A 26189-nucleotide genomic window follows, 5' to 3' on the forward strand; every position below is an offset into this window, starting at 1 on the left:
CTGAGGCCGGGGATGTCAACATATCTGGCGTTGACTTTTGGCACGCTGTTGAGTTCTCAAGGAACGGACGCTTCCTTCGGACCGCCTTCCAGCGGGCCCTCCGGGCTTCGTTCTTTCGTGTTTCCAGCTTACCAGACGTTTTCCGCTCCGTTTACCGGGGCTTCATTCATCCGATTCCCGCTGGCGGGATTTCCTGCGAACTTCGTTCCGAAGCCTATCAAGGCTTTCGGAGTGCTCAGTCCGTGGGATTTGCTTCGTCGGAGGGTGCGCATTTCGTGAAATGCACTTGCCTCGATTCGGCGGTGTCGTAGACACTAACGCCCGGAACCGACCGTTGTCCAGTCAGTCCCAACCGTTGAAACCTACTAGCCCGCCCTCACCACGTCAATGGTTCGGCCGGACGAGAGGAAGACTAGCAGGTCAGGGGCCTGCTGATCACATCGGCTCAGGCCGCGACCGGCTGGAGGTCCGCCCGGTCGGCCGCATCCAGATCACCGAACTCCCCGCCCTCGGCGGCCCTTCGGCCCAGCACCAGGGCGTAGAGGAGGAAGGCCGCCTCGGCCAGCACGCCGATGGAGATACGGGCCCAGGTCGGCAGGCCGGACGGGGTCACGAAAGCTTCCAGGACACCGGAGACGGCCAGGACCGTCGCCAGGCCGATCGACATGCCGATGATCGCGCGGCCCTGTTCGGCCAGCGCCACCGAGCGGGTGCGCGGGCCGGGGTCGATCACGGTCCAGCCGAGGCGCAGCCCGAGGCCGCCGGCCACGAAGACCGCGGTCAGCTCCAGCAGGCCGTGCGGAATGAGCAGGCCGAGGAAGACGTCGAGGCGCCCGGCGGAGGCCATCAGCCCGACGCCGATGCCGAGGTTCACCACGTTGGTCCACATCACGTAGAGCACCGGAACGCCCAGTGCGATCCCGAACAGCAGGCACTGCACGGCGATCCAGGCGTTGTTCGTCCACACCTGTGCCGCGAAGGAACTGGCCGGCCGGTCCGAGTAGTACGCCTCGTACTGGCCGCCGGGGCGGGTCAGCTCGTCGAGGTGCTCGGGGGCGATCAGGCTGTTGCGGACCTCGGGGTGGGTGGCCATCCACCACGCGAGCAGTGCGGTGGCCACCATGGAGACGATCGCCACCGGCACCCACCAGCGGCGCGCGCGGTAGAGCGCGGCGGGGAAGCTCACCGCGTAGTAGCGGGCGACGTCCTGCCAGCCGTTGGTCCGGGCGCCGGTGACGGCGCTGCGGGCGCGCGAGACCAGCCCGGTCAGCCGGCTCACCAGGGCCGGGTCGGGCGCGGCGGCCTGGACCTTGGCGAGGTGTCCGGTGGCGCGCTGGTAGAGCGTGACCAGCTCGTCGGCCTCCTCCCCGCCGAGCCGGCGCCGGCGGGCGAGGGCGTCCAGCCGGGCCCACTCCCCCTGGTGGGTGGCGACGAAGACGTCCAGGTCCATTTCGGCGGCTCCATGATCGGCGGCGGGCGCGGACGTGCGTGCGCGGGCGGGTGCGTCCGGGCGGGCGGCGGGCCCGGGCGGACACGTGCGGCCCAGCATGCCAGCAGCGGCCGCCGCCGCGGCCGTCGGGATCTCACTTCCCGTGCGCCCACCGGGCCCCGTATGTTTGCGGCTGCGGATCAGACTGCGGAGAGCGGGTCAGGGGGGCCGATCCGGGGTGATTCCCTCCCCCGGCACTGCCACACTCCCAGGAGCGGATCTCCATGGGCGAGCCGTACGGGCTCCAAGAACGTGAACGGACAGGTGTCTTGAGCGACCTGGTGACGGGTGAGGCGGTCGTTCTCGGCCTCCGGACGGCGAAGCTTCCGAGCAGGGCCCTGGCGATCGTGATCGACCTGCTGGTGGAGTTCGCGGCCCTGCTGGTGTTCACGCTGCTGCTGAGCCTCGCCCTGATCGGGCTCGACGGCGCGGCGCTGGCCGCCACGATGATCGGCCTGACGGTGTTCTTCCTGGTGGCCGTGCCCGTGATGGTCGAGACCCTCACCCGCGGCCGTTCGCTCGGCAAGGCCGCGCTCGGCCTGCGGGTGGTGCGCACCGACGGCGGGCCGGTGCGGTTCCGGCACTCGCTGGTGCGCGGGCTGGTCGGCTTCTTCGAGATGATCGTGCTGACCGGCGCCCCGGCCGTGATCACCTCGGTGGTGCACTCGGACGGCAAGCGGCTGGGCGACATCTTCGCCGGGACGGTGGTCGTCCGGGAGCGCACCCCGGGCGCGGGCGGCTCCGCCTCCCCGCTGCCGCCGGTCCACCCGCACCTGCTGCAGGCGATGGGCCACGAGCTGGTCGCGATGGACCTGTCCGCCGTACCCGAGCCGCTCTGGCTGGCCATCCGCCAACTGCTGGGCCGGATCGGCCAGTTGGATCCGGCGGTGATGCTCCGGATGTCCACCCGGCTCGCCGAGGACCTGTCCGCCCGGATCGGCCACCCGCTCGCGCCGGGGCTGCACCCGGCGGCGTACCTGGGCGCGGTGCTCACCGAGCGCCAGCGGCGGGAGTGGATGCGTGTCCAGGAGCAGCTGTGGGCGGCCGGACGGGGACCCGCCCAGGTGCCCGCTCCCCGTCCGGCCTCCGGGCCGGTCCCCGCGCCGGCTCCGACGGTCACGGCCGACGGACGGCCCGTCCGCGTCCTCGGCCTGCCGGCGCAGCGGCCCGCACCGACCGCGCCCACCGCACCGCCGGTGCCCGTACCGCCCGCCACCCCTGCTTCGCCCCCGGCCCCGGCGGCTCCGTCCCTCGACAAGCCCGCCGCGGACACCGGCTTCGCCCCGCCCGCCTGAACCGGGTCGGGCCGGCCGGGCGGTCCGGTCGGGGCGGGGTGGTCGGGCCGCCACGGCCCTACCGGACCGCTACTCCTCCTCCGCCCCCACCCGCCAGGCGTTCGGCGGCGACGCCAGCTCCTCCAGCTCGATCCCCGCCGCCGCCAGCACCACGTCCCCCGCCAGGTGCACCACCTGCTGCTCGCCCGTCTCCAGGTCCGCCACCTGGTACCGCTCGACCAGCAGCGGCCCGGAATCCGTCTCGTGGGTGTCGACGCCCTCCAGCAGCCACCCCTGGTCGAGGGTGCGCGGAGCCAGCACCGGCTCGGTGAAGGCCACCAGCCGCACCCGCGCGCTCGCCCCCTCCCCCAGCCTCAGCAGCCGGGCGGTGGCGACCAGGAAGCCCGGCGACCGGCCGGTGAAGGCGTGCGCCCGGTCGTGGCCCTCGGCCGCGTGCTCGCCGCCGGGGTCGGCCGCGTCGGTGCGGACCCAGGCCACCCCGTCCACCGCTCCGCCGCGCACCTGCCAGCCCCCGGCCCGCAGCTCCATCCGCAGCGGCCGGGCGCGCGAGTCCAGCGTGAGGTCGGTGCTGCCGAGCACCCGGCCGTCCGGCGCGTAGGTCTTGGAGACGTACCGCCACCCGGCCGCCCCGGGCGCGCAACTGAAGCGCTCCTCCCCGAGCGGGACGTGGTCATGAGGGTCGTGGAGCGAGTACCGGCCGTTGGGCATGCCGGAAAGCCTACGTGCGCGCCGCGCGTGCAACCTTCCGGCCGGTGCCCGCATTAGAGCGGCGGACGGCGCGGCTGTGCGTCGCCACCACGACGAGAGGGGGTGCGGATGGCGAAGCGGACGCGGGACGCGGAGTTCACGGAGTACGTGGCCTCCAGGAGCGGCTGGCTGCGCAAGGTCGCCTATCTGCTGTGCGGGGACTGGCACCGGGCCGACGACCTGGTGCAGGAGTGCGCGACCAAGCTGTACGTGAACTGGTCACGGGCCGGCCGGGTCGAGAACCTGGACGGCTACGCCCGCAGGGTGCTGGTCAACACCTTCCTCGCCGAGCAGCGCTCGTCCTGGTGGCGGCGGACGTCGCGGACCGCGACGCCGGTGGACGTCGCCTCGGTGGCCGCCGACCTCGACGTCCAGCTCGACCTGCGCAGGGCGCTGGCCGCGCTGCCGCCCAGGCAACGGGCCACCGTGGTGCTCCGGTACTACTGCGACCTCACGGTCGATCAGACCGCCGAGGCGATGCGCTGCTCCTCGGGCAATGTGAAGAGCCAGACCTCGCGCGCTCTCGCCACCCTCCGGACGACGCTCGCCGCTCGCCCCACCACCGCCGAGAGGACGTCATGAGGACGCACGAGCAGCGTGATCTCACCGCCCGGCTGGGCGCCCTCGCCGAGACCCCGGCGCCGCCCGCCGCGCTCGACACCTCGGCGGTGATCGCCCGCGGGCGGGTCCGGCTGCGCCGCCGCCGGCAGGCGCTGATCGGCGTGGTGGCCGGGTCGACCGCCGCCGTGCTGGCCGGCGTGCTGCTGCTGCGCCCGGCCGGCGGGCCTCCCGCACCGGCCGTCCCCGCGCCGACCTCCCCGGCCTCGCCCACGCCGTCCCCGACCGCCACCACGACGCCGACGGCGTCCACCGGCCCGCTGAGCGCCGAGGCCCGCTTCGGCTGGCTGCCGCCGTGGCTGGCCCGACCGGCCGTCGGCTACGCGAACGGCGACGGACGGTCCGTCACCACCGCGGCCACCACGACCGCCGTCGAGAACGCCGTCCCCGCCCTGAAGCTGGAACTGCTGCGCGGCCCCGGCGAGTCCCTCGCCCCCGGGGTGCACACGGTCGCCGCGCCCGCGGTCGCCGGCCGGGAGGCCCAGTGGCTGGTCACCGACGCGTCGGGAGTCCCGGTCGGCCTGCGCTGGATGACCGCCTCCGGTCGCTGGGCCGACCTGAGGGCCACCCTGTGGATCGGGGCGAAGGTCAAGGAGGACCTGCTCAGGGTCGCGGCCGGCGTCGAGTTCGGCGGCCGGGACGTCCCGTTCCCGGTGCGGCCGACCGGCGTGCCCGCCGAGCTCAAGCCGCGGAACATCGAGGTCCACCGGCCCTCGAAGGGCACCGAGCCCCCGTGGAGCGCCATCCTGTCGTACACCGTCGACGGGAAGTGGCTGAGCGTCACCGTCCAGCCGGAGAGCTTCGGGGTGTTCGTCGACGGCAGGCCGGACGGCGGCACCCCGGTGTGCCGCGTCGACAAGGGCGTCCGGCTCTGCGCCAACGGGACGGCCGCGGGGAGCCCGCCGGTGCAACAGGCCGGCGGACTGGCGGGCCTGCTCGGCCGGTTCACCGTGCTCGGTGCGGACGAGGCCTCCTGGACGGCGACGGGGCCCGCTGACCCGCCCCGCTGACGGGAACGGCCGACGAACCTGCCGGCGGAGCGGCCGACGGGCCCCGCAGACGCCGACGGCCGGCGCCCCCCGAGGGGAGGGCGCCGGCCGCCGGACGGTTCACCGATCAGTAGCGGTACTGCTCGGCCTTGTACGGGCCGTCGACCGGGACGCCGATGTAGTCGGCCTGGTCCTGGGTCAGGGTGGTCAGCTTCACGCCCAGCGCGTCGAGGTGCAGGCGGGCGACCTTCTCGTCCAGGTGCTTCGGCAGCACGTAGACGCCGATCGGGTACTGCTCGGTCTTCGTGAACAGCTCGATCTGGGCGATCGTCTGGTTGGCGAAGGAGTTGGACATCACGAAGGACGGGTGGCCGGTCGCGTTGCCCAGGTTCAGCAGGCGGCCCTCGGACAGCATGATGATGGTGTGGCCGTCGGCGAAGCGCCACTCGTGGACCTGCGGCTTGACCTCGGTCTTCACGATGCCGGGCAGCTTCGCCAGGCCCGCGATGTCGATCTCGTTGTCGAAGTGGCCGATGTTGCCGACGATCGCCTGGTGCTTCATCTGCTCCATGTGCGAGGCAAGGATGATGTCCTTGTTGCCCGTGGTGGTGATGAAGATGTCCGCGATCGAGACGACGTCCTCCAGGGTGGTGACCTGGTAGCCGTCCATCGCGGCCTGGAGCGCGCAGATCGGGTCGATCTCGGTGATGATCACGCGGGCGCCCTGGCCGCGCAGCGACTCGGCGCAGCCCTTGCCGACGTCGCCGTAGCCGCAGACGACGGCGACCTTGCCGCCGATCAGGACGTCGGTGGCGCGGTTGATGCCGTCGATCAGCGAGTGGCGGCAGCCGTACTTGTTGTCGAACTTCGACTTGGTGACGGCGTCGTTGACGTTGATGGCCGGGAACAGCAGCTTGCCGTCACGGTGCATCTCGTACAGACGGTGGACACCGGTGGTGGTCTCCTCGGTCACGCCCTTGATCGTGGCGGCGACCTCGGTCCACTTGTTCGGGGTGTCCTTGAGGGTGCGGTTGAGCAGCTCCAGGATGATCCGGAACTCGTCGTTGTCCGCGGTGGACGGGTCCGGCGCGGCACCGGCCTTCTCGAACTCGACGCCCTTGTGGATCAGCAGGGTGGCGTCGCCGCCGTCGTCCAGGATCATGTTCGGGGTCTTGCCGTCAGGCCAGGTCAGGGCCTGCTCGGTGCACCACCAGTACTCGTCCAGGGTCTCGCCCTTCCAGGCGAAGACCGGCACGCCCTGCGGGTTCTCCGGGGTGCCCTCCGGGCCGACGGCGATGGCCGCGGCCGCGTGGTCCTGGGTGGAGAAGATGTTGCAGGAGCACCAGCGGACCTCGGCACCGAGCGCCGTCAGGGTCTCGATCAGGACGGCGGTCTGCACGGTCATGTGCAGCGAGCCGGTGATGCGGGCGCCGGCCAGCGGCTGCGCCTCGGCGTACTCGGCGCGGATCGCCATCAGACCGGGCATCTCGTGCTCGGCCAGCTGGATCTCCTTGCGGCCGAACGGCGCCAGGGAAAGGTCGGCGACCTTGAAGTCACCGGTGATGTCGGTCGACATGCGTCTGCTCCTCGCTGATGGGGGTGGGGCCAAAGGTCCGGGCGTGCGTCGCGTGCGTCAGGCCGTACGGGTGCACGGCCACGCCGGAACAGCCGGGTCCGTGGTGGACCGGCTTCCCGTTGCGCAGCACAAACCGTCGGAGGACCTCTCTCCCTCGACCGGCGCACACCCTACGGGTGCGGACCGCCGATCGACCGCCATCAGCAGCGACGTTCTGGCTCTGGTGACGAATCTACACCGACGGCCCCGCCGGCCGTCCGCCGATGACCGATTTCGGCCCCCGGTCCGAGCGGCGCTCCAGCCGGGCCCCAGGGGCCCCGGCCGCGGGGCCGGGGCGGGGTTCAGTGCGCGTCGGCCGGGCCCGGACCACCGGGTGTGGCGGCCGGGTCGTCGCCCGCCGCGGCCTTCTCGGCGCTGTACACGTCGGGCTCCAGGTAGATCGCCCGGGCGATCGGGACGACCGCGCGGACCCGCTCCTCGGCCGCGTCGATCGCCTCCGCCACCCGGGCGGCGCTGTCCTCGGCGTTGACGGCGATCTTGGCGGCGACCAGCAGCTCCTCCGGGCCGAGGTGCAGGGTGCGCATGTGGATCACCCCGGTGACCGTCTCGCCGTCCACCAGCGCCTCCCGGATCCGCTGCACCGAGTCCTTGTTCGCCGACTCGCCGAGCAGCAGCGACTTGGTCTCCATGGCGAGCACCACGGCGATCACCACCAGCAGGACGCCGATGCACAGGGTGCCGACGCCGTCCCAGACACCGTTCCCGGTGATCACGGTGAGCCCGACGCCGAACAGCGCGAGCACCAGACCGATCAGCGCACCGGTGTCCTCCAGCAGCACCACCGGCAGCTCCGGCGCCTTCGCGGTGCGGATGAACTGCACCCAGCCCTGCCGGCCCTTGGCCTTGGCGGACTCCCGCATCGCGGTGAGGAAGGACCAGCCCTCCATCACTATGGCGAAGACCAGCACGCCGACCGCCCAGCCCCAGGCGTCCAGGGTCTCCGGGTGGCTGATCTTGTGCCAGCCCTCGTAGATCGCGAACAGGCCACCGACGCTGAACAGCACGACGGCCACCAGGAAGCCGTACACGTAGCGCTCGCGGCCGTACCCGAAGGGATGCTCCTCGTCGGCCTCCCGGCGCGCCCGCTTGCCGCCGATCAGCAGCAGCACCTGGTTGCCGGAGTCGGCCACCGAGTGCACGCCCTCGGCCAGCATCGAGGAGGAACCGGTGAAGCCGAAGGCGGTGAACTTGGCCGCCGCGATCGCCAGGTTCGCGGACAGTGCCGCGATCAGTGCCTTGGTGCCGCCTTCGGTACTCATGCCTGCAAAGTCCTCACGGGTCGATCAGCTCGTCGAGCGCTTACCGTACCGGCCCGGAGGTTCCACCCGGCCGACCGTCTCAGGACTGCGCGGCGAGCCCCAGGTAGACGGCGGCGAAGTCGGTCAGCGCGACCAGGTCGGCCAGCGCGTGCAGCGGGTCCGGCCGGGCGCTCGCGTACTCGGTCAGCCGGACGTCGTGCGCGGCGGCCAGCCGGTGCGCCCGGCTCACCCCGAAGCTGCGCGGCCCCGCCTCCTCCTCCGGCACCTCGGCCGGGCCGTCCTGCCCGTCCTCGGCCGCCGGGCCGGCCGCGCCCGGGGCGTGCCGCAGCAGCAGCACCTGCAGGTGCAGCGGGTCCGGCTCCTCGACCCGGTCGCGGAAGAAGTCGTCCGGGTCGGCACCCGCGCCCAACTGCCCGGTGAACATGCCGCGGTGGGCGGTGAGCACCTGCGGCAGCGGGCCGGCCAGCGCCGGGCGCCCGGCCCGGTCGGCCAGCTGCGCGGCGAACCGGGTGGCGGCCGCCCCGGCGATCGGGCCCTCGGCCCACAGCAGCGGGACCGTCCCGGCCAGCCGGGCGGCCAGGCCCTTCGCCGGGTTGGTGTACGCGGCGGCGTCCGGGCGGCAGCGCACGGCGGTGGCGTCCAGCAGGTCGGCGACGGCCGGCAGCGCGTCGTACGGGAGCTGGGTGAGGCCGATCTTCTGGGCCAGCGCCAGCAGCGGGGTGAGGTGGGACCAGAGCGCCGCCGGGTCCTCGGCCGGCAGGTCCGGCTCGGCGGCCGCCACCGGCGCGAGGTCCTCGGACGACGCCGAGGCCACGAAGGGCAGCGGCAGGGCGCGCACCTGCAGCGCGGCCTCGGCCAGCGCGCTGCCGGCCGGGGCGGTGACGACGATCGCGCAGCCGCGCGCGTACGCCTGCTCGGCGAGGCCGACCAGGCCCTGCTCGCCGCCGTCGGCGGAGCTGATCACCAGCAGGTCCAGCGGGCCGGCCCAGCCGGGCAGCTGCCAGCCGAGCCCGGCGGTGAAGGCGGGCGGGGCGCCGGCCCGGTCGGCGCGCGGGGCGGCCGCCTCGGTCGGCGGCAGCGGGGTGACCAGGGAGGCCGTGCCGGCCAGCGCGGACAGCATCTCGGCGGCGGTCAGCGCGCTGCCGTGCCCGGCGACCAGGACGGACCGCGGCCGGCCGTCCGGCCGCAGCCGGTCGAGCCCCGCCGCCTCGGCCCGGCGCAGCGCGGTGCGGACCCGTGCGCCCGCGCCGGCCAGGGCCAGCAGGGCGCGGTCGTGGTCGGCACGCCGAAGGGCGGCCGGATCGTCGAGCAGGGTGTCGTCGAGCATGCGGCGAACCTCCGGCTGCGGTCCTCTGGGCGCGCGCTCCGCTGCGCGCCGGGCGGTCGGGGTGGGGCTTTCGCCCCGGGCAACGCCCCCAGCATCAGGCCGGGCGGCGGGCCTCGTCCACCAGGAGGACCGGAATGCCCTCGCGGACCGGGTACGCGAGGCCGCAGTCCGCGCCGGTGCAGACCAGCTCGGGCTGCTCCTCGGTGCCGCCCTCGACGAGCGCGGCCCGGCACTGCGGGCAGACCAGGATCTCCAGCAGGAAGGATTCGAGCTTCATGGGGCTCTCCAAAGTTCGGGGGTGGCACGGAGGTGCCCCGGCCGATAGGAAACCCTACCGGCCGGGGCACCGGGGCCCGTGATCAGGCTCAGCCGCGGACGACGGCGAGCACGCCGTCGCGCAGCTCGGCCATCTTCGCCGGGTCCTTGGCCTCGACGTTCAGGCGCAGCAGCGGCTCGGTGTTGGAGGCGCGCAGGTTGAACCACCAGTCCGGGCCGGCCACGGTCAGGCCGTCCAGCTCGTCCACCGTGGTGCCCTCGGCGCCGGCGAAGGCGGCGCGGACGGCGGCCGTGCTGGCGGCCTGGTCGGCCACGGTGCTGTTGATCTCGCCGGAGGCCGCGTAGCGGTCGTACTCGGCGGTGAGCGCGGACAGCGTGCCCGGCTGCCCGCCGAGCGCGGCCAGCACGTGCAGGGCGGCCAGCATGCCGGTGTCGGCGCGCCAGAAGTCGCGGAAGTAGTAGTGCGCGGAGTGCTCGCCGCCGAAGACGGCGTCGGTCTCGGCCATCTCCTGCTTGATGAAGGAGTGGCCGACCCGGGTGCGCACCGGCTTGGCGCCGAGCTCGCGGACCACCTCGGGGACGGTCCAGGAGGTGATCAGGTTGTGGATGACCGTCGGCTCGGCCTCGCCGGCGGCGCGGGCGCGGGCGATCTCGCGGACGGCGACCAGGGCGGTGATCGCCGACGGGGAGACCGGCTCGCCGCGCTCGTCCACGACGAAGCAGCGGTCGGCGTCGCCGTCGAAGGCCAGGCCCAGGTCGGCGCCGACCTCGCGGACCTTGGCCTGGAGGTCGACCAGGTTCTTCGGGTCGAGCGGGTTGGCCTCGTGGTTCGGGAAGGTGCCGTCGAGCTCGAAGTACATCGGCACGAGCTCGATCGGCAGGCCGTCGAAGACGGTCGGCACGGTGTGGCCGCCCATGCCGTTGCCGGCGTCCACCGCGACCTTGAGCCGGCGGATCCCGGTGAGGTCGACCAGGCCCAGCAGGTGGTCGGCGTAGCCGCGCAGGGTGTCCTGGGCGGACAGCTCGCCCGGCTTCACGTCCTTGGCCGGGACGGTGACGGTGTCGTCCTCGGCGGTCCAGGACTCGACCAGCTCGCGGATCTCGGTCAGGCCGGTGTCCTGGCCGACCGGGGCGGCGCCCGCCCGGCACAGCTTGATGCCGTTGTACTGGGCCGGGTTGTGGCTGGCGGTGAACATCGCGCCGGGCAGGTCCAGCTTGCCGCTGGCGTAGTACAGCTGGTCGGTGGAGCACAGCCCGATCTGCACCACGTCGGCGCCGTAGGCCGCGGCGCCCTCGGCGAAGGCCAGGCTCAGCGCCGGGGAGGAGGGCCGCATGTCGTGCCCGACCACGATCGCGGACGCGCCGGTGACCTGCACGAACGCGGCACCGAAGGCCCGGGACAGGCTCTCGTCCCACTGGTCCGGGACGACGCCCCGGACGTCGTACGCCTTCACGAGCTGCTTGAGGTCGCGCACTGCGGCTCCACCCTGGTCTTAGGACTGATCACGGAACGTCTGGGCCACCGCGCGTCGGATCGACGGGCGCGGTGACGGTAGACGGGCAGCGTACCCGGGCCGGACGAACACTCCGTGCCGGGTTGGTCCCGATCAGGCACGATCCGCCCGGCGGACCCCGGTCCTCAGTTGTCGGGCGAGCGCAGGACCCGGAGGTGGCCGCGGCGGCCGCCCTCGGTGGACTCGCCCTCGGGGCCGCGGCCCTGACGGGGGTTCTGCGGGCGGGCTGCCTCGCGCACGGCGTTGGCCAGCGCCTCCAGGTCGTCGCTGCTGCGGCGCAGCGGCCCGGCCTCGGCGGCGAGCCGGACGACCTCCCAGCCGCGCGGGGCGGTGAGGCGCTCGGCGTGCTCGGCGCACAGGTCGTAGCAGTGCGGCTCGGCGTAGGTGGCGAGCGGGCCGAGGACGGCGGTGGAGTCCGCGTAGACGTACGTCAGCGTCGCGACGGCCGGCCGGCCGCACGCGGTCCGCGAACAACGACGTACAGAGCTCACGAGGGTGGACGGTACCGCACTCCTCGCCGGGGAGCGAAGACCGCCTGCCCGGAAGGGGTGCCGTGTCGCACCGCGGGCGCCGGGGCCGCGTATCCAACGCCCCGTGCGATTCCCGGCCGGAGTGGTCCACTTCCGACCGTCCAAGGACTACCCTCGGCAGTGATATGGACAGCTCCGCACCGCAGTCATCGACAGGCCCGGCGCGCCGCCCCCGGCACCGCGACCGGCACGGGCGGGGCCTGCGCGGCCCGCTGGCGCCGCCCCAGGTGCCGATCTCGCTCACCCGCTCCGAACTGTTCGACGACTACGTCCGCGAGTCGGTGGAGCGCCTCGAACGGCGTTGGCCGCAGTTGATCGAGGTGGAGTTCGCCGTCCAGGAGGTGCCGCTGCACGAGCCGGACGGCGCCGACGCCGAGGACGGCGTGCCGCTGGGGCGGGTGTCGCCGGGCAAGCAGGGGCACAAGAGCCAGATCGTGGTGTACCGGCGGCCGGTGGAGATCCGGGCGAAGACCCGGGAGGACCGCGCGGCGCTGGTGCACGAGATCCTGATCGAGCAGGTCGCCGAGCTGCTGGGGCTGTCCCCGGACGCCATCGACCCGCGCTACGACGAGGACTGATCCCCCCGGGGCGGCACCCGAAGTGCCGCCCCGTCGGCTGCTCAGCGCAGGACGACGCCCGGATCCTGGCCGGCCTGCGGGACCTTGACGGTGCTGCGGTCGTCGCGCAGCGCCTGGACGGTGAACATCGGCACGTCCTTGGCCGGCAGGGAGAGCATCCGGGCGGCCACTACCGGGCCGCCGGAGACGGTCTCCACGGTGAGCGCGAAGACGCCGTTCAGTCCGGCGGGCTCGGGCGCCGGGAGGGCGACCGTGCCGCCGGCCGGGACCTGGACCTCCTTGGTGGCCGGGGTGCCGCCACCGCTGCCGGCCGAGGCGGTGACCCGGACGGTGGCGGCCTCGCCGCTGGAGGTCAGGTAGAGCGTGGAGGCGCCGGCCCGGTTGTCGGCGACGGTGGCGCGGGCTCCGACCGGGTTGCTGCCGGTGAGCCAGGCCGCGTCGGTCTTGCCGTTGGCCGCCGCCCGGTCGATCCGCAGTCCGGCCACGATCGGGGTGCGGTGCTTGTCGTCGCTGGGCGACAGGCGCAGCCCGGCGACCTCGTCGCGGGTGACCTTGCCGAGGTCGACGGCGGCCACCATGCCCGCCTTGACGTGGATCGACTCGTTGCCGGCCGGGCTGAACCAGCCGTTCTTGCCGGACAGCTGGATCTTCAGGTCGGCGTCGTCCTCCGGCGGCGCCCAGACCACCAGGCGGGCGGAGGCGGTGTCGGCGGGCAGGCCGGGCAGCACCTGGACGGGGGCCGGGTCGGCCGAGGCCGGGATCCAGTCCGCGCCCTTGCCGCCGTCGGCGGCGTGCAGCGCGGCGCCGACCCGTCCCGAGCGCACCACCACGTGCACCGCGAGGTCGGCGACCGCGCCCTTGCTGATGGTCGACAGCAGGACGGCCTGGGAGCTGCCGGGCGCGACGGTGATCCCGTTGGCCGAGTCGTTGTCGATCAGGCCCTTGTCGCCGTACAGCTTGATGTCCACCACCGCGGCGGAGGACTCGGTGTTGACCAGGCTGACGTAGTCGACCCGGTCGCCGGCGGTGCTGGCCCCGGCGAACCAGAAGCCGGTCCCGGCCGGGGCGCAGGTGAGGCCGGACAGGCCGAGGCCGCGCTGCTCGGTGACCACCGTGGTCTGGGTGACGGTGAAGCCGGGGGCGAGGGCGCCGGTGGCGACCGCCCCGGTGCCGGGCGCGGCGTCGCCGTTGGCGGCCGGGCCGGTGGCCGGGGTTCCGGGCTTGGACACCGTCAGCCGGGCGTCGGCGGGCGCCGCGTTCTTGTCCTGGGCGGGGGCGGCGGGGGCGCCCGAGCCGGTCGGGGCCGGGGCGGCGGGGGTCGCCGGGGCGGCGGTCGGCTGGGCAGCGGGCACGGCCGGCGCGGCCGCGTCGGAGAGCCAGCCGGCCCCGCCGGTGGCGGAGCCCGCCCCGGGCGGGGTGTAGGCGGTGAGCGTGGTCGAGCCGGTCAGACTCTGGAGCGGCTGCGGGCAGACCACCGAGGTCCGCTCGACCTGCTCGGTGGTGGGGGCGGCTCCGGTGGCCGCCTTGGCCGGGGCGGCCGGCGGGCGCACCTCGGCGATCCCGAACACGGCCGCGAGCACCACGGCCGCGGCGAGCAGGGACGGGGTGGTCCTGGCCGCGCCGCCGGCCCCTGCGGACCCCCCGGCGAACGGGCTGCGGCTGCGGCCGGGCCGGGCGGCCGGGGCCGGCCCGGACGGCTCCGCCGCGAAGGCGGGCCCGGCCGGCCCGGCGGCCTCGCCGGCGCCGGACTTCTTCCTGAATGCGGGCTTCTTCATCGCGGGTCAGCTCCCCGATCCGTGCTGGTGCGGGTACCGGCCGGGGCCGTTGGGGTCGTTCGGGTCGTAGTAGGGCTCGCCCTGCTGCCGGCCAGGCAGCCAGGGCTGCTGCTCCGGCTGCTGCTGGTGGCCGTCGTACCCGTGGGCGTCGTAGCCGTACGGCTGCTGCTGTTCGGGCTGGTACGGCTGCTCGTAGCCCTGCGGCCGGGTGCCGTCGTACCCGTGGTTCTCGTAGCCGTGGGCGTCGTAGCCCTGGCCGCCGTACGGTGCGGCGACCGGCTGCTGGGCCGCGTACTGGTCGTAGCTGTACGGGTCGGCCTGCTGGTACGCCTGGTACGGGTCGGTGTACTGCTCGGCGTCCTGGATGGCGGCGGCCGCCTGGACGGCTCCGGTCACCGGCTCGCCGGCGGGCTGCGCCGGGATCGCGCCCGGCCGGTCGTACACCCCGGACTCGTCGGCACCGCCCTCGGCGCCGTCCGCTCCCTCGCCGCCCTCGCCGCGCTCGGCCATCCGGCGGGCCCGGCGGCTGCCGGGGGCGGGGGCCTGCGCCTGGGCGGCGGCGGCCAGCGCGGCGGCCGCGACCGCCTCCTCGGGCAGGTCGTCGTCCTTGTGGCTGCGGCGGCCGGGCAGGGCCAGCACCAGGATGGTGAGGCCGAGCAGCACCTGGGCCCAGATCCAGCCGGTGTGGGCGGCGCCGCCCTCCCGGGTGACGGTCAGCTTGCCGCCGGCGGCCGGGAGCTTGAAGCCCTGCGCCCAGCCGTCGACCGTGGTGGGCTCCAGCGCGGTGCCGTCCACGGTGGCCTTCCACTCCGTGGCGGCGGACTCGGCGAGCCGCAGCACCCGGCCGTCCGGACCGGCCGGGACGGTGGTGGACAGGTCGCGGGCCCCGGACGGGACGACCACCGGGTTGGCGCCCGGGGCGGTGATCACCGCACGGACCGCGGGGGTGCCGTTGACCTGCCAGAGCGCGGCGGCACCGTCCTGGTTGGCCTTGACCAGGCCGGGGGTGGTGTCCAGGACGTCCTTGAAGACGTCGATCACCGGCTGCTGGACCAGCACGTAGGCGATGCCGTAGCCGGCCAGCGCGCTCGCCTGGTCGGCGCCGGAGCCGGCCAGCAGGCTGCCGACCATCTTGTTCAGGCCGTCCTGGGTGCCGGTCGCCGGGTCGACGGTGGACTCGGCCTGGCCGAGCGTCAGCCCGGCGCCGCGCAGCACGGTGTAGCGGACCGCGCCGCCGCTCTTCTCCCCGGTGACGACCAGGGTGCGGGCCCGGTCGGTGGTGCCGGCCTCCTCGGCGATGAACGCGGGGACCTGGTCGGCCTGGCCGCGGTGCAGCGGGCCGCCGGCGCCGGTCAGCGCCCACCACAGGCCGGTGCCCAGCGGCGCCAGCACGGCCGTGGCGACCACCAGGGCGGCCACCGGCTGGCGCCAGCCGAAGGCGATCCCGGCCACGCGGGCGTTGGCGCCGTCGGCGCCGATCGCGGCGGCGGCCAGCAGGGCGATGCCGGCGATCAGGGTGGCCGGACCGGCCCAGGCGGGCACCGCCGGGCCGCCCGAGGCCGGGGTGACGGAGGTGCCCGCCACCGCGACCGAGAAGACCAGGCCGGCACCGGCCGCGCCCCAGGCGACGAGCACCGCGCGGCGGCGGTCGGCGCGCAGCAGCGCGGCCAGCGCGGCGAGCACGACACCCGCCGAGAGCCAGATCGGCGGCACCCCGGCGCCGCCCGGGTTGACCAGCAGCAGGCCGGCCGCGCTCGCGCCGCTGCCGTGCAGGCCGGGCAGCCCGGCCTCCAGCAGCAGCCGCTGCGGGTGCGACAGCACCGCGAGCGACCACGGCGCCAGCACCACGACGGGCACTGCCAGGATCACCAGGACGCGCAGGCCGAGCAGGCGCAGCGCCGCGCCGCCGGAGCCGAAGGGGCCGCCCCGCAGCACCGCGACGACCAGCATCGCCAGGCAGAGCGGCACCGCGAGCGCCCAGGTCAGCGGGACGAAGGCGGTGGCCAGGGTGAGCAGCAGGACGGCCATCCAGACCGGGCGCCAGCCCGGGCGGGCGCCCTTGGCGGCGCTCTCGTCCCGGATGCCGAGGCCGGCCGCGATGGCGGCGGCGCGGGCCAGCGGCGGCAGCAGCACGGCGAGCACGGCGGTGCCGATCCGGCCCTGGGCGAGCGCGCCGGTCGCGGCGGGCAGCAGCGCGTAGGTGGCGCTGGCCCAGGCGCGGACCACCTTGGAGTCCAGCAGCGGCCGGGACACCAGGTAGGCGCTGACCGCGGACAGCGGGACGGCGAGCACCACGATCAGGGTGAGCGCGAGGTCGGCGTGGTCGAAGAGCAGCCAGGAGAGCACGGCCAGCACGCCGAGGTACGGCGGCGCGGCGGCGGTGGAGCCGGTGCCGACCGGGTGCCAGGCGTCCGCGTACATCGACCAGAGGCCGCCGGCCCCGTCGGCCGCGGGCAGCAGGGCGCCGCCGAACAGCTCGCCGCTGCCGAACAGGCCGCGGCAGGCGATCAGGGCGAACACCAGCACAGCCGCGAACAGCACCGGCGCCGGGCGCCGGGCGAGCTTCTTGAGCAGCGCGAACTGCTCGACGACCAGGTCCTCGGCGTCCTCGTCGCCGCCGGCCTCGGCCGAGCCGTGCCGGCCGCTGTCGTCGCCGCCCCCTATCCCGAGCGAGCCGACGACGCCCTCGACCGCCAGCCGGGTGGTGGCGCCGGGGGCCGGGAAGAGCGTGCGGTCGTCCAGGGCGTCCGCCGCCCGGGACCGGGCACGGCGCTTGCGCGCGGCCAACAGCCGTGGGAAGCGGACGAGTTCGTGGCCGAGGCCGGCGAGTTCGTCGAAGGCCTGGCGCGGGTCCTTGCCGAGCAGGTTGGTGACGGCCCGCAGCAGGGTGCCGAGCACCAGCCGCAGCAGGACGTAGGGGAAGAGCGCGCCCTTGCAGTTGGCGAGCAGGGTGTAGACCGCGCCGGCCTTGTCCACCCGGTGCGGGTGGGTGGGGCCGCAGTCGATCGCGCGGCGCTCGCGGGAGGACGCCTCGGCGTGCCGCAGCACGGCGTCGGGGGCGACCACCACGCGGTGGCCGGCGGCGTTGACCCGCCAGCAGAAGTCGGTGTCGTCCCGCATCAGCGGGAGGGCCCGGTCGAAGCCGCCGAGCTCCTCGAAGACGTCCCGGCGCACCAGCATGCCCGCGCTGGAGACGGCGAGCACCGGGCGGACCTGGTCGTGCTGGCCCTGGTCCTGCTCGCGGCGGTCCAGGCCGGTCCAGCGGCGGCCGGAGTGGGCGATGGTGACGCCGACCTCCAGCAGCTGGCGGCGGTCGTACCAGCTGCGCAGCTTGGGGCCGACCACGGCGGCGCTGGGGGTGGAGTCGGCGACCTGGAGCAGCCGGCGCAGCGCGTCGGTCTGCGGTTCGCAGTCGTCGTGCAGCAGCCAGAGCCATTCGACCGGCCGGGTCTCGCGGGGGCCGCCGCGGCCGAGGTCGTCCTCCTGGGCGAGCGGGTCGCCGAAGTCGTCCCAGCCGCCGGTGACCGGGTCGTAGCCGGAGGGGTCGAGCCGGTACGGCAGGTCTTCCGGACGCAGGGGCGCGCTGCTCGACACGGCCTCGGCGACGGCGGTGCCGAAGCCGGCCCGGCGGCCGAGGACCAGCGGGCCGCTGTCCGGCAGCCAGTCGGCGAGGGTGTCGGCGAGCAGTTGCGGAGAGTTGTCGGTGGATCCGGTGTCGACGGCGAGGATCCGCTGGACCTGGCGGTCCTGACCGAGCAGGCCGGCCATGGCCTGCGGCAGCCAGCGGGCGCCGTCGTGCGAGACGATCACGGCGGTGACCAGGTGGCGCGGGTAGGCGGGCGGCCGGGAAGCGGTGGAGCCGCTCTGGTGGCTGTAGACGGTCATCGCGTGCGCGGGCCCCAGTTCTCGGTGGACACAGCCGGTGAACGGCAACCGGATGGCGCACCACACTAACGGCTCCGGGTGGCCGCTTCGTCCGGGGTGTGCGTGCGGAGACCGTGAAGGGGGCCCCGGGAACACGAAAGCGCCCCACCACCGCGGTGAGGCGCCCGTACGACTGTGCGGCTGTCCGTCGCTGTCGAAGGGTCAGCGAGGGTCGGGGCCGCCCGTCAGACCGCGCTCTTCTTGAGCCGGCGGCGCTCGCGCTCGGAGAGACCGCCCCAGATGCCGAAGCGCTCGTCATTGGCGAGCGCGTACTCCAGGCACTCGGAGCGGACCTCGCAGGCGAGGCAGACCTTCTTGGCCTCGCGGGTCGAGCCGCCCTTCTCGGGGAAGAAGGACTCGGGGTCGGTCTGGGCGCACAACGCGCGCTCCTGCCAGCCGAGTTCCTCCTCGTCCTCCGCGATGCCGTCCCCGATCAACAGCTCAAAGAGCTCGCTCATGTGGCGCGCCTCCTCTGCCCCTACTTGGCGTCCCCGTGGTTGCCGTTGCCTCGTGCGGCCGACGACACGAGTGAAATTACAGTTGCGTCACTCTGGCCCAGTCAAGCCGAGCTCTGGTATTGGGGCCGGGATTCACTCCCTGGCACCAAGCCGTTACGAATAGTGTACATATACGGACACATCGGACCTTCTGCCTCAAGGTCCTGAACAGTGCCGAACCATCCGCAACCATTCAGCAGGTGACGCCCGGTCACCGCCACAGGCCGGTCATCGGGCTGCCTTCCCGGCGATCTTCCCATCGAAACATAGAGAGTGATGAATCACCCCATCAGGGAAAGATCCGGACCTAACCCACTCGAATGCCGCATCCTTTGGTTTGACACCGCCCCCGCGGATGCGGTGTCCTTGCTTCTATGTCAGAGTTCGCCAGCCCCCGGAGCGGTTCCACCCTCCGCCGTGCCGTGAACTCTTGTTGTCGCCTCTGTTCCTGCTGTATCTAGGCGCCCGCGTCCCACCGCGCGCCGCCCCCAGGAAGCACAGAGGCCGCCCGCGATTCCCGTCCCAGGACATCCGGATCCGGCCGATCCCACGAACCGGCCGACTCCTCCGAGGACGACTCCCGTGCGCATGATCCGCATCCGCAAGCGGAACCGCGACCGCAACAAGCTCGCCCACCGCGGCCCCGCCACCGCCCCCGCCGGCACCCCCGCCGGCACCCGGACCCGCCAGTGGGCCGACGGCCTCAGCGACGTCTCCATCGCCGGCGACCCGCTCGCCTTCCCGCACCTGGCCCGCACCGACCTGCCGGCCCACCCCACCACCGTCGCCGGGTACGCCCGGCTGGTGCGCGAGATCGCCGCCGACCGCACCCGCTGGGAGCCGCTCGTCCGCTACGACGCGCTGACCCGCTGGTACGCCCGGCTGGAGACCGGCCCCGGCTACGAGGTCTGGCTGCTCAGCTGGCTGCCCGGCCAGTCCAGCGGCTTCCACGACCACGGCGAGTCCTCCGGCGTGATGAGCGTCGTCAAGGGCGAGCTGATCGAGCGCTCCCTCACGCACGCGGGCGAGGGCGCCCGCGCCCTGCGGCCCGGCGGGCAGCGTGTGTTCTCCTCCGGCTACCTGCACGAGGTCGTCAACGGCGCGCTCGAACCCGCCGTCTCCATCCACCTCTACAGCCCGGGCCTGACCGAGATGAACCAGTACGGTGCCGCCGCCGTCCCCGAGCAGCACCCCGAGCAGCATTCCGGGCAGCAGGCGCAGGCCGGGTCGCACTGATCACGGGCTGACGGAGGGTCCGACCGTGGCAGGATGAGTCCCATGCGCATCGTGGCACTGGCAGGCGGAATCGGCGGGGCGCGCTTCCTGCGCGGACTCCGCGCGGCGGTCGGACCGCAGGACGAGATCACCGTCATCGGCAACACCGGCGACGACATCCACCTCTACGGCCTCAAGGTCTGTCCCGACCTCGACACCGTGATGTACACCCTCGGTGGCGGCATCCACGAGGAACAGGGCTGGGGCCGGACCGACGAGACCTGGTCCATCAAGGCCGAGATGAAGGCGTACGGCGTCGGCCCCGAATGGTTCGGGCTCGGCGACCGGGACTTCGCCACCCACCTCGTGCGCAGCCAGATGCTCACCGCCGGATACAGCCTCACCCAGGTCACCGAGGCACTGTGCGTGCGCTGGAAGCCGGGCGTGCGACTGCTGCCGATGAGCGACGACCGGGTCGAGACCCACGTGCGGATCACCGACGAGCAGGGCACCCGGGCGATCCACTTCCAGGAGTACTGGGTCAAGCTGCACGCCGCGGTGGACGCCGAGGCGGTCGTCGCGGTCGGCGCGGACACCGCCAAGCCCGCGCCCGGCGTGCTGGAGGCGATCGCCGAGGCGGACGTCATCCTCTTCCCGCCGTCCAACCCGGTGGTCTCGATCGGCACCATCCTCGCCGTCCCCGGCATCCGGGAGGCGGTCGCCGCCGCGCCCGCGCCGGTCGTCGGGCTCTCCCCGATCATCGGCGGGGCGCCGGTGCGCGGCATGGCCGACAAGGTGCTCGCCGCCGTCGGCGTCGAAGCCACCGCGGAGGCGGTCGCGCTGAACTACGGCAGCAGGGCGGCGCTGCGAAGCGGCCCCGGCGGGAGCGGCGACGGACGAGGGGCGGGCCTTCTCGACGGGTGGCTGGTCGACAGCGCCGACCAGTCCTCGGTGGCCGCCGTCGAGGCCGCCGGGATCGCCTGCCGGGCCGTCCCGCTGCTGATGACCGACATCGAGGCCACCGCCGAGATGGCGCGCACCGCGCTGGCGCTGGCGGAGCAGGTGCGGAAGTGACACTGGAGGTCCTCGGAGTCGACGGCATCCCCGAGATCGAGGCGGGGGCGGACCTGGGCGAACTCATCGCCAAGGCGGGGACGTACCAGGACGGCGACATCCTGCTGGTCACCTCGAAGATCGTCAGCAAGGCCGAGGACCGGCTGCTGCACGCCACCGACCGCGAGGACGCGATCGACGCCGAGACCGTCCGGCTGGTCGCCCGGCGCGGACCGATCCGGATCGTGGAGAACCGCAACGGCTTCATCATGGCCGCCGCCGGGGTCGACGCCTCCAACACCGCCCCCGGCACCGTACTGCTGCTGCCCGAGGACCCGGACGCCTCCGCGCGGGCGCTGCGGGCCCGCCTCCAGCAGCTCACCGGCCGCAAGCTCGCCGTCGTCGTCACCGACACCTTCGGACGGCCCTGGCGCAACGGGCTGACCGACGTCGCGATCGGCGCCGCGGGCCTCTCCGTCCTGGAGGACCACCGGGGCCGCACCGACAGCCACGGCAACCAGCTGGAGATGACCGTCACCGCGACGGCCGACGAACTCGCCGCCGCCGCCGACCTGGTGAAGGGCAAGGCCTCCGGCATCCCGGTGGCCGTCGTGCGCGGGCTCGGGCACCTCGTCACCGCCGAGGACGGCGAGGGCGTCCGGCCGCTGGTCCGGCCCTCCGTCGACGACATGTTCCGGCTCGGCACCTCCGAGGCGCTGCGGCAGGCCGTCACCCTGCGGCGCACCGTCCGCTCCTTCACCGCGGAACCGGTCGACCCGGCCGCCGTCCGCCGCGCCGTCGCCGCCGCCGTCACCGCGCCCGCCCCGCACCACACCACACCGTGGCGGTTCGTGCTGCTGGAGTCGGCGGACACCCGGGTGCGGCTGCTCGACGCGATGCTCGCCGCCTGGCAGCGCGACCTGCGCGAACTCGACGGCTGGGACGAGGCGAGGATCGCCCGGCGCACCGCCCGCGGCAACGTCCTGCGCGACGCCCCCTACCTGGTGGTGCCCTGCCTGGTGACGGACGGCTCGCACGACTACCCCGACCCGCGCCGGGCCGCCGCCGAACGGGAGATGTTCACCGTCGCCGCCGGCGCCGCCGTGCAGAACCTGCTGGTCGCCCTCACCGGCGAGGGCTACGGCTCCGCCTGGGTCTCGTCCACCATGTTCTGCCGCGACACCGTGCGCGAGGCGCTGGACCTTCCGGACGACTGGGACCCGATGGGCGCCGTCGCCGTCGGCCGCCCCGCCGAGCCGCCGAAGGCCCGCCCGCAACGCGGCGCCGACGCCTTCATCGCGGTGCGATAGGGATCAGAGGCCGCGATAGATGTCGCGACGGTTGCCCACCTTCACGACGAGGATCACCAATACGTCGTCCTGGACCTCGTACGCCAGACGGTAGGCGCCGACGCGAAGACGGTAGAGGCCAACGTGGCCCGTCAGCTTCTTGACATCCGGGCCGTCGACATACGGGTCGTCACCGAGCCGGGTGAGCGCAGCGAGAATCTGCATGGCGTCGACCTGGCTGATGCCGCGCAGCTGCCGCCTGGCGTGCGCGGTGAAACGGAACGCGTACTTCACGCGGCGCTCCCGGCAGTACCCGGAGGTTCCTCGAAGAGGTCTGCCAGGAGTTCGGCCATGCTCACGGTGGGTTCGTTCCGATGCTTCTCCGCCTCACGAGCGAGAAGCTCGTCCTCCGCGTCCTCTATGGCGTCGAGAATCTCGATCGGCACGACCGCTCCGACGCGCTCGCCCTTGCGCGTGATCACGGTGATCTCGCCGGCCTCGGCCTGGGTGACCACCTCCGCGAGGCGTGCCCGCAGTTCCCGGATGTTCAGCGCGTCAGCCATGCCTCAAGCGTACACATGAACGTGTACACCAGGAGGGGTTTCCGGGTCAGCGGCGGCGGTGGTCGTTGGGGGTCAGGCGCGGGCCGTAGCGGGGGGCGTGGACGCCGGTGGCCAGCAGGAGGCGGCAGACGCGGTGGCGCTGGGGACGGTAGGGCTCCAGCAGCGCGAGCATCTGGGCGTCGTCGCTGCGGGGGCGGCCGGCCAGGGCCCAGCCGACCAGATCGGGCAGGTGGAAGTCCCCGACCGAGACCGCGTCCGGATCGCCGTTGCTGCGCTGCAGGGTCTCGGCGGCCGTCCAGACCCCGATGCCCGGGACGGCGGTGAGGCGGGCGAAGGCCTCCTCGTGGCCCATCGCCGAGGCCTCCTCCAGCCGCGGCGCCAGCCGGACCGCGCGCATGATCGTCGCCGAGCGCTTCGGGTCCACGCCCGCCCGGTGCCACTCCCAGCTCGGCACCAGCGCCCACTCGCGGGCCGACGGTGCCACCCGCATGCCCTCGGCCGGGCCCGGCGCCGGGGTGCCGAAGTCCCGCAGCAGGGTGCGCCAGGAGCGGTAGGCCTCGTCGGTGGTGACCTTCTGCTCCAGGATCGCCGGGACCAGCGACTCCAGCACCAGACCGGTCCTGGCCAGCCGGACCCCGGCGGTACGGCGCTGGGCGTCCCGCAGCGGACCGGGCGGCAGGACCAGCGCCTCCGGGGTGTCGTCGGCGCCCAGCAGGGTGGGGAGGCGGTCGAGGAGCCAATTCGCGCCCGGACCCCAGGCGCTCGCCTCGACCTCGCCGACGGCCGGACGCGGCAGCACCCGCAGGGTGCCGATGCCGGCCGGGGTGCGGGAGGCGCGCCAGACGGCGCCGTCACCGGTGCTGCGGTACGCCGGATCGGCGGGACCCCGGCGCAGCGGGAGCAGGGTGCGGGCCACGTCCAGCGGGAAGCCCGGGCGCCAGCGCCGTACCGCTTCCACCGCTGTCGCCTCCCGCGTCGCCTCCGGACATGAACGATACGCGCGGGGTCGGACGGACCCGCGGGGGCGGCGAGCGGGGCGACGGGGGTCCGCCGGACGACATCGCCTCCCCGCCCCTTCCCCGTGCCCGGTCGGGACACGGGGAAGGGGCGGGGTGGGGAGGGGTCAGCGGGTCTGGAGGAGGGCGGCCGCGGTGCGCAGGGCGGGGAGGAGCGCGTAGAGGGCGTTGCCCGGGCACTCGGTGGCGACGGCGTCACGGTGTCCGGAGACGGCGTCGAACTCGACGACGCTGCCCTTGGGGTAGCGGCTGGCGCCCGAGGAGGAGGTGAGCTTGGTGCGGCCGTCGGCCGGTTGGGCTTCGAGGCCGAGCTTCCAGGCCGCGAGCGCGGCGAGGCTGTCGACGAGCGGCTGGGGCGGCCGGCCGTCGACGTAGGTGCCGATCGCGGCGATGCCGGAGGAGTCGGCGTTGAAGCCGAGGGTGTGGGCGCCCTGGACGGGCCGCTCGACGCCGCCCGCCCGGCCCTCGTAGACGGTGCCGCAGCGGTCGACCAGGAAGTTGTAGCCGATGTCCCGCCAGCCATTGGTCTTCACGTGGTACTGGTACATCGCCCGGATCACCCGGGGGGCGTCGGCGCAGGCGTAGTCGGTGGCGGTGTCGGTGTGGTGGACGAAGACCTCGCGGACCGGGCCGGTGTACACGAAGTCCCGCTCGCGCAGTGACTCGTCGGCCCCCCAGCCGGCCCGGGTGACGATCGCCGGGCGCGGAGCCCGGCCCTTGGGCGTCGGCTCGGTGGACGGCCCCGTCGGCACGTCAGCGGGCGGGTTCGCGGGCGGCTCCGTCGGCGACCCGGTCGGCGGGTCCGTCGACGGATTCGCGGGAGACCCGGTTGTCGGGTCCGTCGACGGATTCACAGGAGACCCGGTCGGCGGATCCGTCGGAGAGGCCGTCGGCGGGTTCGCGGGAGACCCGGTTGTCGGGTCCGTCGGCGGATTCACGGGAGACCCGGTCGGCGACCCGGTTGTCGGGGCCGTCGGCGGATTCACGGGCGGGTCCGTCGGCGGGGCCGTCGGTGGGTCCGTCGACGGCCCGGTCGGCGGCTCCGCGGGCAGGGTCCGTACGCGCGTCGGGGCCACCCCGTTCCCCGGGTCGACCAGGTCGAGCCGCAGCCCGGCCGGTACTCCGGCGGGCCCGGGCCGGACCTCGACCGCGACGCCGTCGCTGCGGCCGGTCCAGAGCGGGGCGGTGGCGCCGTGCGCCGGGTCGTCGGGGCTGTCCCCGGGACCGGCCTCCAGCCGGTGCCAGGCGCTCCAGCGGCCGGTGTCCGCGTTCCGGGTGCGGACCCGGACCACCGCCCCGGCGAGGGCGTCCGCCGGGCCGTCCCAGCCCAGGCCGAGGAGTTCGAACGGTCGGGTGCCGCGCGCGGCGAGGCCGGTCCCGGCGGGCAGCGGGAGGGTGGTGGTCGAGCCGCCGCCGGCGAACTCGCGGCGCTGCGGCTTCGGCGAGGGGGTCGCGGTGGCGGCGGGTTGGAGCAGGAGGGCGGCGGTGCATCCGGCGAGCAGGGCGGCCGGGAGTGAGAGGCGCATAAACCGGATCGTCGCCGCAAACCGGACCGCCCGCCACGCCGCTCCGCGCCCGTTCGGCCGCCCCTCCCGGCCTCCCACCCGAAGGCCGTAGGCTGGGGCGCACCATGACTGCGCCTTTCGCTGCCGATGCCCGCACCCCCGTCGAGCTGCTGCACGCATTCCTGCGCGGCGGCACCCCTTCGGTCGATCCCGCGGCCCCGCTGGTCACCTTCTACGACGACGCCACCGGCGAACGGGTGGAGCTCTCCGCCCGCACCTTCGACAACTGGGTCGCCAAGACCGCCAACCTCCTCCAGGACGAGCTGAACGCCGGCCCCGGCGACCGGGCGGCGCTGCTGCTGCCCGCCCACTGGCAGAGCGCCGTCTGGCTGCTGGCCTGCTGGTCGGTCGGGGTGGCGGCGGTCCCGGGCGGCGACCCGGCCGCCGCCGACCTGGTGGTCAGCGGCCCGGACGGGCTGGAGGCCGCCCAGGCCTGCGAGGGGGAACGGGTCGCGCTCGCCCTGCGCCCGCTCGGCGGCCGCTTCCCGCAGCGTCCGGAAGGGTTCCTGGACTACGCCGCCGAGGTGCCCGGCCAGGGCGACCGCTTCGCGCCGTACTCCCCCGTCGCCCCGGACGGGCAGGCGCTGGAGACCGCGGTGGACGGGCTGCCGCTGAAGCTGACGGGCGAGCAGACCGTGGCGCTGGCCCGGGAGGGCGCGGCGCGGCTCGGCCTGAAGCCCGGTGACCGCGTCCTGTCCACTCTCGCGTACGACGACTGGGCCGGTCTGGAGGCCGGTCTGCTGGCGCCGCTGGCGGCCGGTGCCTCGGTGGTGCTGTGCCGCAATTCGCAGGCGCTGGACGCCGGGCAGTGGGAGAAGCGGACGGAATCCGAACGGGTGACACTGCGCCTCGGCTAACCCCCGGCGCGGGCCCGGCGGGTAGGGATCGCTGCCATGGCCGAGGACGACACCGCGCACCCCCCGACCGGCACTCCCCCGGCGAGCGGCCCCGCACAGGACGGTCCGCCGACCGGCACCCCTCCCGACGGGACCGGACGCCCGCGACGGCGCCGGCGGTGGTTGATGATCACCGCC

23 protein-coding genes are annotated in these 26189 nt (G+C 74.4%); 8 read left to right on the forward strand and 15 right to left on the reverse strand.

Annotated elements, in window-relative coordinates; translation table 11 throughout:
* Positions 1-445: 445 nt before the first annotated feature.
* Positions 446-1450, reverse strand: a complete 1005-nt coding sequence (locus tag ACFVVA_RS40405; RefSeq protein ID WP_387695681.1) for a stage II sporulation protein M — start codon at positions 1448-1450, stop codon at positions 446-448.
* 308 nt (positions 1451-1758) lie between these two features.
* Between ACFVVA_RS40405 and ACFVVA_RS40410 the strand changes: the two genes are divergently transcribed.
* Positions 1759-2784, forward strand: a complete 1026-nt coding sequence (locus ACFVVA_RS40410; protein WP_387695682.1) for an RDD family protein — start codon at positions 1759-1761, stop codon at positions 2782-2784.
* Positions 2785-2853: 69 nt separating this feature from the next.
* On the opposite strand, the gene ACFVVA_RS40415 is transcribed toward ACFVVA_RS40410, so the two are convergent.
* Complete coding sequence (locus ACFVVA_RS40415; protein WP_387695683.1) at positions 2854-3492, reverse strand: hypothetical protein; 639 nt, start codon at positions 3490-3492, stop codon at positions 2854-2856.
* Positions 3493-3600: 108 nt separating this feature from the next.
* Here ACFVVA_RS40415 and ACFVVA_RS40420 point away from each other — a divergent pair, with 108 nt between their 5' ends.
* Together ACFVVA_RS40420 and ACFVVA_RS40425 are read left to right on the forward strand one after the other, a co-directional pair.
* Positions 3601-4113 carry a SigE family RNA polymerase sigma factor gene (locus ACFVVA_RS40420; protein WP_359915512.1) on the forward strand — a complete coding sequence of 171 codons (513 nt, stop codon included), beginning with the start codon at positions 3601-3603 and terminating at the stop codon, positions 4111-4113.
* Positions 4110-5159: a hypothetical protein gene (locus ACFVVA_RS40425; protein WP_387695684.1), complete on the forward strand. Its 1050-nt coding sequence runs from the start codon at positions 4110-4112 to the stop codon at positions 5157-5159. The genes ACFVVA_RS40420 and ACFVVA_RS40425 overlap by 4 nt, the downstream gene beginning before the upstream one ends.
* A gap of 106 nt (positions 5160-5265) precedes the next feature.
* On the opposite strand, the gene ahcY is transcribed toward ACFVVA_RS40425, so the two are convergent.
* The 6 genes from ahcY to ACFVVA_RS40455 form a co-directional block, all read right to left on the reverse strand.
* Positions 5266-6714 (reverse strand): adenosylhomocysteinase, encoded by a 1449-nt coding sequence (gene ahcY / locus ACFVVA_RS40430; RefSeq protein ID WP_387695685.1) that lies wholly within the window; start codon positions 6712-6714, stop codon positions 5266-5268.
* A gap of 341 nt (positions 6715-7055) precedes the next feature.
* Positions 7056-8033: a cation diffusion facilitator family transporter gene (locus tag ACFVVA_RS40435; RefSeq protein WP_387695686.1), complete on the reverse strand. Its 978-nt coding sequence runs from the start codon at positions 8031-8033 to the stop codon at positions 7056-7058.
* Between the two features lie 79 nt (positions 8034-8112).
* On the reverse strand, positions 8113-9360 hold the full coding sequence (locus ACFVVA_RS40440) for an SIS domain-containing protein (protein WP_387695687.1): 1248 nt from the start codon (positions 9358-9360) through the stop codon (positions 8113-8115).
* A 94-nt stretch (positions 9361-9454) separates the two neighbouring features.
* Positions 9455-9637 (reverse strand): Trm112 family protein, encoded by a 183-nt coding sequence (locus ACFVVA_RS40445; RefSeq protein ID WP_049659271.1) that lies wholly within the window; start codon positions 9635-9637, stop codon positions 9455-9457.
* Positions 9638-9725: 88 nt separating this feature from the next.
* Positions 9726-11111, reverse strand: a complete 1386-nt coding sequence (locus ACFVVA_RS40450) for a phosphomannomutase/phosphoglucomutase (protein ID WP_387695688.1) — start codon at positions 11109-11111, stop codon at positions 9726-9728.
* 164 nt (positions 11112-11275) lie between these two features.
* Positions 11276-11641: a DUF3499 domain-containing protein gene (locus ACFVVA_RS40455; protein WP_359910076.1), complete on the reverse strand. Its 366-nt coding sequence runs from the start codon at positions 11639-11641 to the stop codon at positions 11276-11278.
* Between the two features lie 164 nt (positions 11642-11805).
* Here ACFVVA_RS40455 and ACFVVA_RS40460 point away from each other — a divergent pair, with 164 nt between their 5' ends.
* Positions 11806-12258, forward strand: a complete 453-nt coding sequence (locus ACFVVA_RS40460; protein WP_359910079.1) for a metallopeptidase family protein — start codon at positions 11806-11808, stop codon at positions 12256-12258.
* Between the two features lie 41 nt (positions 12259-12299).
* On the opposite strand, the gene ACFVVA_RS40465 is transcribed toward ACFVVA_RS40460, so the two are convergent.
* The 3 genes from ACFVVA_RS40465 to ACFVVA_RS40475 form a co-directional block, all read right to left on the reverse strand.
* Positions 12300-14033, reverse strand: coding sequence for a DUF5719 family protein (locus ACFVVA_RS40465; protein ID WP_387695689.1), 1734 nt, complete (start codon positions 14031-14033; stop codon positions 12300-12302).
* Between the two features lie 6 nt (positions 14034-14039).
* On the reverse strand, positions 14040-17918 hold the full coding sequence (locus tag ACFVVA_RS40470; protein WP_387695691.1) for a glycosyltransferase: 3879 nt from the start codon (positions 17916-17918) through the stop codon (positions 14040-14042).
* 224 nt (positions 17919-18142) lie between these two features.
* A complete protein-coding gene (locus tag ACFVVA_RS40475; RefSeq protein ID WP_030062195.1) occupies positions 18143-18415 on the reverse strand; it encodes a WhiB family transcriptional regulator in 273 nt (90 codons plus the stop codon).
* 621 nt (positions 18416-19036) lie between these two features.
* Between ACFVVA_RS40475 and ACFVVA_RS40480 the strand changes: the two genes are divergently transcribed.
* From ACFVVA_RS40480 to ACFVVA_RS40490, 3 genes are read left to right on the forward strand one after another with little or no spacing between them, the layout of a single operon-like run.
* Positions 19037-19690 carry a cysteine dioxygenase gene (locus ACFVVA_RS40480; protein ID WP_387695692.1) on the forward strand — a complete coding sequence of 218 codons (654 nt, stop codon included), beginning with the start codon at positions 19037-19039 and terminating at the stop codon, positions 19688-19690.
* 42 nt (positions 19691-19732) lie between these two features.
* Positions 19733-20743, forward strand: coding sequence for a 2-phospho-L-lactate transferase (gene cofD / locus ACFVVA_RS40485; RefSeq protein ID WP_387695693.1), 1011 nt, complete (start codon positions 19733-19735; stop codon positions 20741-20743).
* The gene (locus ACFVVA_RS40490; RefSeq protein WP_387695695.1) at positions 20740-22032 is read left to right on the forward strand and encodes a coenzyme F420-0:L-glutamate ligase; all 1293 of its coding nucleotides are present in this window, start codon (positions 20740-20742) and stop codon (positions 22030-22032) included. Before cofD ends, ACFVVA_RS40490 begins: the two co-directional genes overlap by 4 nt.
* A 3-nt stretch (positions 22033-22035) precedes the next feature.
* On the opposite strand, the gene ACFVVA_RS40495 is transcribed toward ACFVVA_RS40490, so the two are convergent.
* From ACFVVA_RS40495 to ACFVVA_RS40510, 4 genes are all read right to left on the reverse strand, one after another.
* Positions 22036-22305 carry a type II toxin-antitoxin system RelE/ParE family toxin gene (locus tag ACFVVA_RS40495; RefSeq protein ID WP_387695696.1) on the reverse strand — a complete coding sequence of 90 codons (270 nt, stop codon included), beginning with the start codon at positions 22303-22305 and terminating at the stop codon, positions 22036-22038.
* Positions 22302-22574 (reverse strand): type II toxin-antitoxin system Phd/YefM family antitoxin, encoded by a 273-nt coding sequence (locus ACFVVA_RS40500; protein ID WP_387695697.1) that lies wholly within the window; start codon positions 22572-22574, stop codon positions 22302-22304. Before ACFVVA_RS40500 ends, ACFVVA_RS40495 begins: the two co-directional genes overlap by 4 nt.
* A gap of 46 nt (positions 22575-22620) precedes the next feature.
* Entirely contained in the window at positions 22621-23532 is a 912-nt protein-coding gene (locus ACFVVA_RS40505) for a DNA-3-methyladenine glycosylase family protein (RefSeq protein WP_387695698.1), read from the reverse strand.
* A 165-nt stretch (positions 23533-23697) separates the two neighbouring features.
* Entirely contained in the window at positions 23698-25116 is a 1419-nt protein-coding gene (locus ACFVVA_RS40510; RefSeq protein WP_387695700.1) for an N-acetylmuramoyl-L-alanine amidase, read from the reverse strand.
* A gap of 104 nt (positions 25117-25220) precedes the next feature.
* Here ACFVVA_RS40510 and ACFVVA_RS40515 point away from each other — a divergent pair, with 104 nt between their 5' ends.
* Complete coding sequence (locus ACFVVA_RS40515; protein WP_359910100.1) at positions 25221-26012, forward strand: TIGR03089 family protein; 792 nt, start codon at positions 25221-25223, stop codon at positions 26010-26012.
* Positions 26013-26189: the final 177 nt, after the last annotated feature.

It is taken from the genome of Kitasatospora sp. NPDC058048, from assembly GCF_042885555.1.
In the GTDB taxonomy this organism is placed as follows: Bacteria; Actinomycetota; Actinomycetes; order Streptomycetales; family Streptomycetaceae; genus Kitasatospora; species Kitasatospora lactacystinica.